14 protein-coding genes are annotated in these 13,222 nt (G+C 32.4%); 7 read left to right on the top strand and 7 right to left on the bottom strand.

Annotated elements, in window-relative coordinates; translation table 11 throughout:
• Positions 1 to 107 precede the first annotated feature (107 nt).
• Together FVF61_RS10075 and FVF61_RS10070 are read right to left on the bottom strand one after the other, a co-directional pair.
• On the bottom strand, positions 108 to 635 hold the full coding sequence (locus FVF61_RS10075) for a hypothetical protein (protein WP_148455920.1): 528 nt from the start codon (positions 633 to 635) through the stop codon (positions 108 to 110).
• Positions 636 to 914: 279 nt separating this feature from the next.
• Positions 915 to 4,019, bottom strand: a complete 3,105-nt coding sequence (locus FVF61_RS10070; protein ID WP_148455918.1) for a leucine--tRNA ligase — start codon at positions 4,017 to 4,019, stop codon at positions 915 to 917.
• Positions 4,020 to 4,341: 322 nt separating this feature from the next.
• On the opposite strand from FVF61_RS10070, the gene FVF61_RS10065 reads away from it, so the two are divergent.
• The 5 genes from FVF61_RS10065 (at position 4,342) to FVF61_RS10045 (ending at position 7,890) form a co-directional block, all read left to right on the top strand.
• Positions 4,342 to 5,220, top strand: coding sequence for a cell division protein FtsX (locus tag FVF61_RS10065; RefSeq protein ID WP_148455916.1), 879 nt, complete (start codon positions 4,342 to 4,344; stop codon positions 5,218 to 5,220).
• 70 nt (positions 5,221 to 5,290) lie between these two features.
• A complete protein-coding gene (locus FVF61_RS10060) occupies positions 5,291 to 5,560 on the top strand; it encodes a DUF3098 domain-containing protein (RefSeq protein ID WP_148455914.1) in 270 nt (89 codons plus the stop codon).
• Positions 5,561 to 5,613: 53 nt separating this feature from the next.
• Positions 5,614 to 6,411, top strand: coding sequence for an undecaprenyl-diphosphate phosphatase (locus FVF61_RS10055; RefSeq protein ID WP_148455912.1), 798 nt, complete (start codon positions 5,614 to 5,616; stop codon positions 6,409 to 6,411).
• Position 6,412: 1 nt separating this feature from the next.
• Positions 6,413 to 7,105, top strand: coding sequence for a tRNA pseudouridine(55) synthase TruB (gene truB / locus FVF61_RS10050; protein ID WP_148455910.1), 693 nt, complete (start codon positions 6,413 to 6,415; stop codon positions 7,103 to 7,105).
• Positions 7,106 to 7,164: 59 nt separating this feature from the next.
• The gene (locus FVF61_RS10045; protein ID WP_233586790.1) at positions 7,165 to 7,890 is read left to right on the top strand and encodes a hypothetical protein; all 726 of its coding nucleotides are present in this window, start codon (positions 7,165 to 7,167) and stop codon (positions 7,888 to 7,890) included.
• Positions 7,891 to 8,067: 177 nt separating this feature from the next.
• On the opposite strand, the gene FVF61_RS10040 is transcribed toward FVF61_RS10045, so the two are convergent.
• Positions 8,068 to 8,670 (bottom strand): thioredoxin family protein, encoded by a 603-nt coding sequence (locus FVF61_RS10040; protein WP_148455907.1) that lies wholly within the window; start codon positions 8,668 to 8,670, stop codon positions 8,068 to 8,070.
• A 110-nt stretch (positions 8,671 to 8,780) separates the two neighbouring features.
• Here FVF61_RS10040 and FVF61_RS10035 point away from each other — a divergent pair, with 110 nt between their 5' ends.
• Entirely contained in the window at positions 8,781 to 9,344 is a 564-nt protein-coding gene (locus tag FVF61_RS10035) for a DNA-3-methyladenine glycosylase I (RefSeq protein ID WP_148455905.1), read from the top strand.
• Positions 9,345 to 9,346: 2 nt separating this feature from the next.
• On the opposite strand, the gene FVF61_RS10030 is transcribed toward FVF61_RS10035, so the two are convergent.
• The 4 genes from FVF61_RS10030 to FVF61_RS10015 all read right to left on the bottom strand — a co-directional run bounded on the left by FVF61_RS10030 (position 9,347) and on the right by FVF61_RS10015 (position 11,935).
• Positions 9,347 to 9,901, bottom strand: coding sequence for a DUF4256 domain-containing protein (locus tag FVF61_RS10030; RefSeq protein ID WP_148455903.1), 555 nt, complete (start codon positions 9,899 to 9,901; stop codon positions 9,347 to 9,349).
• 45 nt (positions 9,902 to 9,946) lie between these two features.
• Positions 9,947 to 10,573 carry a leucyl/phenylalanyl-tRNA--protein transferase gene (gene aat, locus FVF61_RS10025; RefSeq protein ID WP_148455901.1) on the bottom strand — a complete coding sequence of 209 codons (627 nt, stop codon included), beginning with the start codon at positions 10,571 to 10,573 and terminating at the stop codon, positions 9,947 to 9,949.
• 68 nt (positions 10,574 to 10,641) lie between these two features.
• Positions 10,642 to 11,016, bottom strand: coding sequence for a DUF3127 domain-containing protein (locus FVF61_RS10020; protein WP_148455899.1), 375 nt, complete (start codon positions 11,014 to 11,016; stop codon positions 10,642 to 10,644).
• Positions 11,017 to 11,065: 49 nt separating this feature from the next.
• On the bottom strand, positions 11,066 to 11,935 hold the full coding sequence (locus FVF61_RS10015) for a flavin reductase family protein (RefSeq protein ID WP_148455898.1): 870 nt from the start codon (positions 11,933 to 11,935) through the stop codon (positions 11,066 to 11,068).
• A gap of 119 nt (positions 11,936 to 12,054) precedes the next feature.
• Here FVF61_RS10015 and FVF61_RS10010 point away from each other — a divergent pair, with 119 nt between their 5' ends.
• Positions 12,055 to 13,221: a sensor histidine kinase gene (locus FVF61_RS10010; protein ID WP_148455896.1), complete on the top strand. Its 1,167-nt coding sequence runs from the start codon at positions 12,055 to 12,057 to the stop codon at positions 13,219 to 13,221.
• Position 13,222 lies beyond the last annotated feature (1 nt).

Below are 13,222 nucleotides of genomic sequence, written 5' to 3'. Positions count from 1 at the left end.
AGCCAAATATTCGTTAAGAAATTTTGTCAGTTTATTGTTTGTTCTCGATACATTTATTTTATTCACTCTTGCTAAAAAATAAACACTCGAACTGACACATAGTTTATTTATTTCTGTTTGATGAGATGTGCTTTTTGGACTGCAAAAACAGGGTAAGAAACCACCTCTGTAGCATCTTCTACTTCTGTTCCTGTAATCACCTTTTGTGTTTTGTTAGTAACTGTTATTTCAAAATCCATAGCCTCTTTATAGAAACGTTCGGTTGTAGTTAAAATATTGTCTTGCACTTCAAACATGCTGTACATAGTGTTATCGATAAGTTTAGCATCTAATAAAATGCCATTGTTTTCGTCTACAATATATTCGCCTTTTGACGCATCTTTTTCAATGAGGTTGTATTTGCGTTCTTGGCGTTCGCCATTCATAATATAAACCAACATATATTGGTATTTTCCAATAGAATCTGTTTTGTTTAAATGAAATTCCATTTGAATGGTTTGTCTGCCACGCATATTAACAATGTATAAATCGCCTTTATAGATTCCGTAAAAATCTTGTGGAAATTGCAAGGAATCGGTTTGAGCATTAGTTGAAAAGCTTGCAACAAGAAACATGAATAGCCAGAGAGATTTCATAATATGTGTTTAGCTTCTAAAATACAAAATATTATGCTTTGGATGTTCTCGATACTATTTTCAGTTTTTAAAACTGAAAATCACTCGAACTGACGTGGGTTGGTTTTTGTTGTTAGGTTCTGATTCATTGATTGAATACATGTTCTCGATACATCCCGATTCATTATCGGGATACTCGAACTGACGCAAGGCTACTTTTATATATCCGTCAACGTCACTTCGAGTGGCTTTTAAGACACGAAAAAATTGCCTGCCTTTCGGCAGACAGGTATCGAGAAGTTACCCAACAATATTCACAATCTTTCCTGGAACAATAATTACTTTTTTAGGTGTTCTACCTTGTAATTGATCTTTGGTTTTTTCGTGAGACATAACAGCTGCTTCTATCTCGTCTTTACTCATATCCATTGGTAACTCTAGGGTAAAACGCATTTTACCATTGAATGAAATGGGATAATTCTTTGAGCTTTCTACTAAATAACTTGCGTCAAACTTAGGGAAAGGTGCTGTTGAAATAGATTCGTTATGACCTAACTGACTGTATAGTTCTTCAGCAATATGTGGTGCATAAGGCGATAGTAAAACCAATAATGGTTCTAAAACGTGTTTGCTTGTGCATTTTTGGGCTGTCAGCTCGTTAACTGCAATCATAAAGGTAGAAACAGAGGTGTTAAAAGAGAAATTCTCAATATCTTCTTCTACTTTTTTAATGGTTTTATGAAGGGTTTTTAGATTGTCTTTTGTTGGTTCTGAATCATTGACATAAAGTCCGTTTTCTCCAACATACAATTTCCATAGTTTTTTAAGAAAGCCATGAACACCTGTAATTCCTGCTGTATTCCAAGGTTTTGCTTGTTCAAGAGGTCCTAAAAACATTTCGTACAAACGTAAGCTGTCTGCGCCATATTGCTCGCAAATACTGTCTGGATTGACTACGTTTAACCAACGTTTAGACATCTTTTCAACTTCTCTACCAACTGTAAAAACTCCTCCTTCATCTTCTATGTGTCCACTATCATTTATAAAAAGGGCATTTTCAAATTCATTCCAAAGCTTCATTTTATCAAAATCAATAATTTCATCTGAATTGTTAATATTATTTACATCGATTCTAATTGGATCATAAGTAATCTCTAAAACACAATTTCCATCTAAAACTTGTTCAACATATTCGTTTTCAACTTCAAATAACTTCATTAAAGAAAAAATCAATTCTTTATTTTTTGCTTCAAAAAATAATCCTGAATTTGTACTTGAAGGTTTTATCTCATTATTAGAAATTGATACTAAATAATTATAGGAAGCAAAAATGTTTGATTTAACAGAAATATACTTAAATGCTCCATCAGAAATAATTCTATCTTTAGATGCGTCTACGGTTTTGATATTAATTCTATAAACGATAGCACTAGTACCAAGAATCATCCCTTGATTAATAAGCTTTTTAAAAGGTTCTTCTACATTTACAAAACCTCTATCTTTCATAAACTTCACCCAAAAACGTGAGTATAATAAATGCCCTGTAGCATGCTCGCTTCCTCCAATGTATAAATCGACTTTTTCCCAATATTTTAGCGCTTCTTCACTTGCAAACTCCAAGTCGTTATGCGCATCCATATATCTAAAGAAATACCAGGAACTTCCAGCCCAACCAGGCATGGTGTTTAGTTCTAGTGGGTAAATTCCGTTGTCTTGAGATGCTTCGACAGGCTCAGCATGACAAAGGTCGTTACTCACTACTTGATTTGTATTAGTGTCCCAAGCCCAAACATCTGCACGACCTAAAGGTGGTTCGCCAGTTTCGGTTGGTAAATATTTTTCTACTTCTGGCAAACGAATTGGTAAATGTGCTTTATCAATCATTTGAGGCATGCCATTAACATAATACACTGGAAATGGTTCTCCCCAATAACGTTGTCTTGAAAAAACGGCATCACGTAATCTGTAATTGGTTTTACCTTCGCCTTGACCTAATTGCTCTAATTCAAAAATAGCACGTTTGGTCGCTTTTTTGTAGTTCATTCCATTTAAGAAATCGGAATTAGCAATAATCACGTTATCTTTTGAAGCATAAGCTTCTTCAGTAATATCTACACCTTCAAAAATATTAGGAATTGGAATATTAAAGTGTTTTGCAAAATCGTAATCACGTTGGTCTCCACATGGCACTGACATGACTGCTCCTGTTCCGTAACCAGCTAAGACATAATCGCCAATCCAAATTGGAATCGGCTTTTTTGTAAAAGGATGCTTAGCATAAGTTCCTGTAAACGCACCAGAAATGGTTTTTACATCTGCCATTCTATCGCGTTCGCTACGTTTTGCAGTGGCTTGAATGTAAGCTTCAACTTTCGCTTTTTGCTCAGGTGTTGTGATTTCTGAAACCAATTCGTGTTCTGGCGCAAGTGTCATAAATGAAACTCCAAAAATGGTGTCAGGACGTGTTGTAAATACTTCGATTTTATGAGATGCTTCGACAAGCTCAGCATGACACTCTTCATTTGGAAGCACATTAAAAGTTACTGAAGCACCAACCGATTTTCCAATCCAATTTCTCTGACTTTCTTTTAAAGAATCTGTCCAATCAATCGTATCAAGACCTTGTAATAATCTTTCAGCGTAAGCCGAAATTCTCATAGACCATTGGGTCATTTTTTTTCTAATTACGGGATGACCACCACGTTCTGAAACGCCATTTACTATTTCATCATTCGCTAAAACAGTTCCTAAAGCAGGACACCAGTTTACTTCAGTTTCAGCTAAATAAGTTAATCTATATTGTAATAAAATTTCCTGTTGTTTTTCTGAAGAAAAACTATGCCATTCTTCAGGTGTAAAAATTTCAACATCATCATCGCAAACAGCATTGATGTTGGCGTTTCCTTCCGAAGAGAATGTGTTTATTAAAGTTGAAATTTCTTCTGCTTTATTACTATCATTATTATACCAAGATTCGAACAACTGTATAAAAATCCACTGAGTCCATTTATAATAACTTGGATCAGACGTTCGTACCTCTCTGCTCCAATCGAAAGAAAAACCAATTTGATCTAATTGTCTTCTATAGGTTTTGATGTTTTCTTCCGTAGTCAAGGCTGGATGTTGACCCGTTTGAATGGCATATTGCTCTGCTGGCAAACCAAAACTATCGTAACCTTGTGGATGCAACACATTAAACCCTTTATGACGCTTATAACGAGCATAAATATCGGAAGCAATATAACCTAGTGGATGACCAACATGCAATCCTGCTCCACTTGGATAAGGAAACATATCTAGCACGTAATATTTCTGTTTTTCGCTATAGTTAGAGGCTTGAAAAGTTTTATTTTCAGCCCAATATTTTTGCCATTTGGCTTCAATCTCGTTAAAATGGTAATGCATCTGTTTCTATTTCAAATAATATATGACATTGAAAGCAAATTTATGACTCCAACAAAAAGTTTGCTTCGTCCTTTGTCCTCGCAATGACAGCTTGTAAAAGGGCAAATTTAAACTTATTATAAGAATATTGAAAGTTTAAACGTTGTAAACATAAATAAAGTGAAACATTTAAAATTTAACTTATTAAGAGTTTGAAGGAATTAGTTTAAAAAGATTCCAACTTTTGTTGGAATGACAATTTTTATTTGAAATCAAAAGACTTTTGTCTTTTGAAGTTTCTTTTCAATTTCTTTTATATTTTTACATCATTAACAAAACATTTATGAGTTCATCTTTTGATAAATATCAAAAACGCAGATTGGTATCTTCCTATTTTTCGGTGGTTTTAAGTATTGCTTTGGTTTTATTCCTTTTAGGCTTATTAGGTCTATTGGTTTTAAATGCTAAAAAAGTTTCCGATCACTTTAAAGAACAAGTAGTTGTTACTATTTATTTGAAGGAAGCTGCCAAAGATGTAGAGATTAAACAACTTGAAAAAAGCTTGGCCATGTCTGATTATGTAAAAACGACAGAATATGTATCTAAAGAGCAGGCTGCTGAATCTATGAAAGCAGAAAATGGCGAAGATTTTATGGAGTTTCTTGGTTATAATCCATTACAAAATTCGATAGATGTCCATTTAAAAGCAGACTATGTTACTTCGGAACATCTAGAAACCATTAAAGACGAAGCCCTCTCCAAAAATTTTGTAGATGAAGTACGTTATGATAATGACTTGGTGACTTTAATGAATAACAATGTGAAAAAAATAAGTTTTTGGGTATTGATGATTAGTGGAATTTTTACCATCATTGCTGTTTTACTTATTAATAGTTCGATAAGACTATCTGTTTACTCTAAGCGTTTTACCATAAAAACCATGCAAATGGTTGGAGCAACAAAACATTTTATTAGAAAACCTTTTGTATGGAAAAGTGTTCGATTAGGTATTGTAGGAGCTGTTGTTGCCTTAATAGGCATGGCTGTAGTTTTATATTATTTAAACCAAACTTTTCCTGAATTGAATCTGTTACAAAGTCCTATTTTAATAGCTGCTTTATTCGCTACCATTTTTGTATTAGGTATAGTAATTACTTGGATAAGCACATTTATTGCTACACAACGTTTTTTAAACTTGAAAACAGATCAGTTGTATTATTAGATATTTTATAACCTCTTTAACGTTCTTTTTTAAATAAATCCGTTAATTTGTATCATTATTTTATAAAATTATGGGAGAACAAAAACGTAAGGAACAAGCTAAAAGCGACTTTATTTTTGGAAAGAAAAATTATAAGTTCATGCTTATTGGATTAGCATGTATCGCTATAGGATTTGCATTGATGTCTGGTGGAGGAAGCGATGACCCAAATGTTTTTAATCCAGATATATTTAGTTTCAGACGTATCAGGTTGGCTCCTACTTTAGTTCTTATTGGATTCGGAATTCAGGTTTATGCTATTTTATTAAATCCTAATAAAAAATCAAAATCAGATAAATAACAATTACTTCAACCTATTCTCTTTAGGTTAGTCAATTTTGATATTTTTGCCTCATGGATATTATTGATTCAATTATTTTAGGTGTTATTCAAGGTCTTACCGAATTTTTACCGGTATCTTCTAGTGGACATTTAGAAATTGGAAAAGCCATTTTAGGCGATCATTCCATTCCTCAGGAAAGTTTAATGTTTACTGTAGTGCTTCATTTTGCAACAGCTTTGAGTACCATGGTAGTATTTAGAAAAGATATCTGGTTACTACTAAAAGGTGTTTTAAAATTAGAATGGAATGAGGATCTTCAATTTGTTTCAAAAATAGCTATATCCATGATTCCAGCTATTATAGTTGGTTTATTTTTTGAAAAAGAATTAGAACAATTATTTGATGGTAATATTATGCTGGTTGGTTTTATGCTTATTGTAACTGCCATCCTATTATTTTTTGCAGATAAAGCAAAAAACACTTATAAAAAAGTAAGTTTTGGGAATGCTTTTGTTATTGGTATTTCTCAAGCTATTGCTATGCTACCAGGTATTTCTAGATCTGGAGCAACCATTTCAACTTCTGTTTTATTAGGAATTGATAAAACAAGAGCTGCTCGTTTTTCATTTTTAATGGTAGTCCCTTTAATATTTGGGAAAATAGCAAAAGATATTGTTACTGGCGATTTAACTTATGAAAGTTCTAATTTCATGGCTTTAAGTGCAGGATTTATTTCTGCTTTTATTGCTGGATTATTTGCTTGTACTTGGATGATTGCATTAGTTAAGAAAAGCAAATTGACATATTTTGCTATATATTGTGTGATAGTAGGAATGATTGCTATTATTTATTCCTCCTTAAATTCATAATATGAGTGGTGAAGATTACCTTTCCGGACAAGTCCTATTGATTGACAAACCGTTGCACTGGACGTCCTTTCAGGCTGTCAATAAACTTCGTTGGGAAATAAGGCACGCTTTTAACATAAAAAAAATAAAAGTAGGTCATGCAGGCACTTTAGACCCTCTTGCAACAGGACTATTGGTTATTTGTACTGGAAAAATGACTAAACAAATAGATACGTTTCAAGGTCAAATAAAGGAATACACAGGAACTATTGTTTTAGGAAGCACCACACCTTCTTTCGATTTAGAAACTGAAATTAACGAGACCTTTAAAACAGACCATATTACTGAAAAAGTGATACATGAAGCTACTAAACAATTTATTGGTGAGATTGAACAAATTCCTCCTGTTTTTTCAGCTATAAAAAAAGATGGTAAACGTTTGTACGAATTTGCAAGAGCAGGTGAAGACGTCAAAATAAAATCCAGAAAAATTACCATTTCAGAATTTGAAATTACCAAAATTAACAACAATGACGTTGATTTTAGAGTTGTTTGCAGTAAAGGCACTTACATTCGTTCTTTAGCTAATGATTTTGGAAAGGCACTAGGTTCTGGCTCACATTTATCTGCTTTAAGACGAACAAAAATTGGTGACTTTAAAGTTGAAAATGCACTAACTCCAGAAGCCTTTATAGAAAGCTTAACAACCAAATAGTGCTATTTTTCGTATATTAGATTAAAGCCTTTAAAGGGTTTTTACCCAACACGAGACATTTGAATTTAACAAACAAACATAAATCGCTTATTATTACGTTCCTATTTTCAGGGACAATCATTCTTACTTTATTCAATTTTAATATTAGAAAACAAAATGAATTAATGGCTGAAAGTTATTACTTATTAGAGCCTGAAGAACCAAAGACTCCAGAAGAACTTGAAGCCGAAAAATTAGCTGATGCTGAAGCTAAAACAACTGCTGAAACTAATAAAGCTTTTAATGAAACTCAAGAATACAAACAATTTGCACAAGCATATCAACCTATTGCTCCACCAAAAGATTATGTACCTAACCCTTCAGAAAACACAGATGAAAGTGACCATTCAGAATCTGGTACTTCAACTGCTTCTTCTGAGATTGATGACGATGTTTTGTCTTCTTATAGCAGTGTTAACGATGTATTGAATAAGCGAAAACCTAATCAGAGTGCTCAATCTGTCAACAAAAAAAGTAGTATGCATTATTCTTTAGTTAACAGAACACATGAATTTTTACCAACACCCATTTATTTATGTGAAGAAGGGGGGAAAATAGTTGTAAATATTACGGTAAATGCTGCTGGGCTAGTAACAGATAGTTATGTAAACGCCTCTTCAACTTCATCAAATGAATGTTTAAAAGATCATGCTTTAGCCTATGCAAAAGATGCTAAATTTAATAGAGACACATCCAAATCTTCTCAAATTGGCACCATTACCTTTTATTTTGAAGGGAAAAATTAAAAAATCTTAACATTGAATTATTAGAACTGTTAGAGATAAGTTTCGTGTTTTTTTAGCCTCAAGAAATTATGCCTGTTTAATTTTTGCCTCACCCAAAACTGTCTAAAATAACAGTTCTGACCTCTCCAAAGGAGAGGTAACTATAAAGGCTCAATCTAAAATTGTTGAATTATTTTATTACACTGAAACTGTAAGCAGATTCATCACATCGCTAATCACATTTTGACCTTTATCTTTATTATACCATTGCTGTAATTCTTCTTTAAACTCTGGAGTTATTAAACCATGTTTTGTTTTATAATCTAAAACAAGTTGAGTCGCTTCAGTTGGTCTTGGACCATAAGAATTAATGACTTGATTGGAAATATCATCAATTATAATCAATTTAGGAATAGATTTTCCACCATTGGTTAAAAATTGATTCATTAAAGTCTCATTATCATCACGAAGAACCACTCTAAAATTAATATTTGGGCTTAATTCGGCTAATTTATTAAACACAGGAACTATATGTGCAGCATCACCACACCAACTCTCTGTAAGTACTAACCAAGTTTGCTTAGCTTCCAAATTGGCTAAATCTTCTTTTGCACTATCAGAAACTTTGATAGTTTTATCCCAACGTTTCATACGTTGGTCATTCAACTTGGTAAAATTCACCATGTCTTCACCTTTATCGTTTCCAGTAGTGGAATTATTTTCTACTAATTGAGACATTAATTCTCTGTATGCTTGATAAGATATGCTCTTATCTAAACTATCTTTTAATATTTGTTCCATGTTTTTGTATATATAACTTCGCAAAAATAAGATGTAAATTCTATTTGAATTATGATTTTTATCATATCTATGTCTATCTTTATTACGAATACTTACAAATACTAATTTTTATGGAAAAGCATAAATGTGGCTGGTGTGTAGGAGATGATTTATACGAAGCCTATCACGATGAAGAATGGGGAGTTCCTGTAACAGATGATGATAGGCTGTTTGAATTTCTAATTCTTGAAACTTTTCAAGCTGGATTGAGTTGGATTACCATTTTGCGTAAACGAGAAAACTTTAGAACCGCTTTTGATGATTTTGATTACAATAAAATTGCTCACTATAAACAAGATAAAATTGACAGTCTGCTCCAAGATGCAGGCATTATTAGGAACAAATTAAAAATACATGCTACAGTTAGCAATGCGCAAATGTTTATGAAAATCCAAGAAGAGTTTGGAAGTTTCAGTACCTACATTTGGAAGTTTGTGGATGGCAAACCCATTAAAAACAAGCGTAAAAATTATAAAGATACTCCTGCTACTACAAACATTTCGGATGCGTTGAGCAAAGACTTAAAAAAGCGTGGTTTTAAATTTGTTGGTTCCACTGTTATGTATGCACACATGCAAGCCACAGGAATGGTAAACGATCATGAGGTTGGATGCTTTAGGTATCATGAGGTTTAAAATCAAACTCTTAAGGAACCTCGAAACCCTCTTCCAGCATAATAAGATTCTGCGCCATTGTGGTAAATAAAAACATTCTCAAACCGATTATCGCCAAAAATTGCGCCACCAAGTTTTCTAATATTTTGAGGTGTTTTTAACCAACTGGAGGTTTTTAAATCGAAGGTTTCCAGTTTTTGTAAGTATTGGTATTCCTCAACGGTTAAAATATCTATTCCCATCATTTTTGCCATATCTATAGCATTGTTTTCTGGTTTAAACTTTTTTCTTGATTCAAGTGCTTCCAAATCGTAACAAGCGCTTCTTCTACCAGATGGGCTTTCTTTAGAACAGTCGTAAAAAATATATTCGTCAGTCTGCTTGTTGTAATCAACTACATCAGGTTCTCCGCCTGATTTTTCCATTTCGTTTAGTGACCATAATTTTTTGGGATTTTGATCTAATTTTGCTTTTATTTTTGACCATTCTAGACTTTGATGGCGATGGGTGTTATTTTCAAAACGCGTTTTAAGAACTTTAATAAGCGCTTCAGACTCGGTAGACACTAATTTTTTCATAATGATAAAACTACTATTTTTTAATAAAATAACATGCGACAATTATTACAAATACTTCAAAAATGCTACTCTTGAAATTTCTTCTGCTCCCAAACTTGATAAATGATTTGTATAAACCTGACAATCTATTAATTTGTAATTGGTGTTTTGAATAAAGCTTATAAAGCCAGCTTTACTTGCATTACTAACATTTGTAAACATGCTTTCGCCACAAAATACGCCATTGTTTAAATCCACACCATATAATCCTGCTACCAACTTTTCTTTTTGCCAAACCTCAACCGATTTAACGTAACCTTGGTCATGAAGTTTTATATAAGCATCAATCATACTGCTTGTAATCCAAGTGCCATGTTGGCCTTCTCTTTTGGCTTTGGCACATTCTGTTATTACTGATTTAAAATCTTGATTAATAGTAACTAAAAAGTCTTTGTTTTTTAAAACTTGCTTCATGCTTTTGGATACTTTTAATTTCTCAGGGAAAAGCACAAATCTAGGATCTGGAGACCACCATAAGATGGGTTGCCCTTTTTCAAACCAAGGAAAAACACCTCTTTTATATGCAAGAATTAGACGTTCAACTGAAAGATCTCCTCCAACTGCTAATAATCCTTTGGAATCGGCTTGATGAACATTAGGAAAGATTATTTCTTTTGTTAAATGAGTAATCATAATTTAGAGATATAAAAAAACCTCAATGCTTTCGCATTGAGGTTAAATTTATAAAAATTATACCTTACTTAGAAAGGTAAATCGTCGTGATCGTCTTCATTTAAATTACTAGCTGGCTCGAAAGCATCTGCTGGTGGCATTGGAGGCATATCTCCAGAAGTTTCTGGTTGAGCTGCTTCAATTCTCCAACCTTGAATGGAGTTAAAATATTTTACTTCTCCTTGAGGATTAGTCCATTCTCTTCCTCTTAAATTAATACTGATTTTTACTTGTTGACCCACTTGGAAATTGTTTAATAAATCAGTTTTATCCTGAACAAATTCAATCATAATATGTTGTGGATATTGCTCTTCTGTAGTTACTACTACTTCTCTCTTTCTAAACCCATTTGTTCCAAAAGTTTGTGTATCTGCAATTAATTTAATTCTTCCTTGTACTTCCATTTTAATCTAATTTAATTTTTATAGTTTCCTTTTTATAGGAATTTTATATTTATGATAATAATATTTTCCAGGCACTTTGTATATCGCCAAAACTCAAATAATTATGAGCTAATTTATGTTTTTCCCTATGAGATGCAGTTGCAATATCTGGATAACGTTCGCTTACAGATGTAATAAATTTTTGCACCTCTTCTTCTGTTGGAAGTGCTTCTACGTTTGCCAACATTCCTATATCGTTTCCAGTTAAAATCATACTATTTTTAACTTCATCAGGAAAATTATCGACACCAATTCCTAAACTAGAAAGTGGTTTTGGTAATTCGAAAAATCCACTTCTGGCACGAGAGTAATAATTTCCACCAGCTCTTGCAACCAAGTCTAATTTTTCTTGATCAATAAAATCATCTACATCTAAAATGTCGTCTTCCATATGGATTTTAACCACTTCGCAAATTACCAAATTTCCTGCTCCTCCTTCATTTCCTAACGCAACTATTTCGTTTACTTTACATTCTAATTGTATAGGAGATTCGGCTACTCTAAAAGGTTTTACAAGGTCAGATTTTAGCATGGTTAAACCTGCTTTATGAAACTCGTTAATACCTTCTGGATATTCTGTACTACTAAGTGAAGCTTGATGAACCATGTCGTAATTAACCACATTTATTACCACTTCCTTTGTTGCAATTACATTTTCTAATGTATGCTTGGTGGTGTTATTTCTAACACGTCGAGCAGGAGAAAAAATCAAAATTGGTGGGTTAGCACTAAACACATTAAAAAAGCTAAATGGAGATAGATTTGGGTTTCCGTCTTTATCCATAGTACTTGCAAAGGCAATTGGTCTAGGTGCTACTGCACTTAATAAATATGCATGCAATTTTGCTACAGACAACTCTTTTGGCTCGTATGATGTCATTTATCTTTTTTAATTTGCACAAATGTAACTAATCTGTTATTGAACTAAAAATGATTTGTTTACTAGTAACACAATATTATTAACAGATTTACATTATATTTCCAAATTAAAACTATTTTATGCTTTTTTCTAAACACAGAAATCTAACCAGATGGATTATTGTTGTTGCATCGTTTGGTATTATTTCGCTTATTTTATGGAATACCTATGTGTTTTTTCAAAAATTTAAAATTGAAGAACAATCTAAAATGGATATTTGGGCTGCTGCCCATCAAGAAATAAATTCCAATCCTTTAGACGAAAATGTCAATCCTCTCGTTGATAAAGTATTTACTTCTGAAATTACAAACCCCATGTTTGTTTATAACAATGGAAGTGTCTTGTTATCAAATAATATAGATGAAAACAGAATTAATAATACCACATATATTGAGAAACTAATCACTCAATATTCTGAAGAAAACAAACCTATTGTTATATCTTATCAAGATAGTGAAACCAAAGAAACTATAGTTTATGGCACTCTTTATTATGGTAATTCTGAAGTATTAAATAAGTTAAAATATTATCCTTTAGCCTTATTACTTATTATCTTTTTGTTTGGAGCTGTTGTTTATTTCTTTTACCGAAGCTCTAAAATTGCCACACAAAATAAATTATGGTCTGGCATGGCAAAAGAAACAGCCCATCAAATTGGAACGCCTTTGTCTTCATTAATAGGTTGGACTGAAATATTAAAGTCTGAACATGTTAATCCAGAATATATTACAGAGATTGAAAAAGACATTAACAGATTACAAACCATAACTGAACGATTCAGTAAAATAGGTTCTCTACCAACTTTAGAAAAAGCTGATATAGTAAAAGAAACAATAGACTCTTATGATTATTTAAAGGCCAGAAGTTCGAAACTTATTGATTTTGAGATTATTGCGCCTTCTAATGAAATTTATGTAAATTTAAACAAGCAATTATATAGTTGGACTATTGAAAATTTAGTCAAAAATGCTATTGATGCCATGAAAGGCAAAGGAAAATTAAAGATAGAGATTACCCAACTTGAAAACAACGTAAAAATTAATGTAAGTGATACTGGCAAAGGACTTTCTAAAACCCAATTTCATGCTGTTTTTGAACCTGGATATACTACAAAAAAGAGAGGTTGGGGATTAGGGCTTTCTTTAGCTAAAAGAATTATAGAAGAATTTCATGGAGGTCAGATTAAAGTATTACAATCTGAAATAGGAAAAGGAACAACCATGCAAATTTCAATGAAATCGATTTAAA

The organism is Xanthomarina maritima, assembly GCF_008084905.1.
Lineage (GTDB): Bacteria > Bacteroidota > Bacteroidia > Flavobacteriales > Flavobacteriaceae > Xanthomarina > Xanthomarina maritima.
This window is presented reverse-complemented; position numbering and strand designations above follow the sequence as displayed.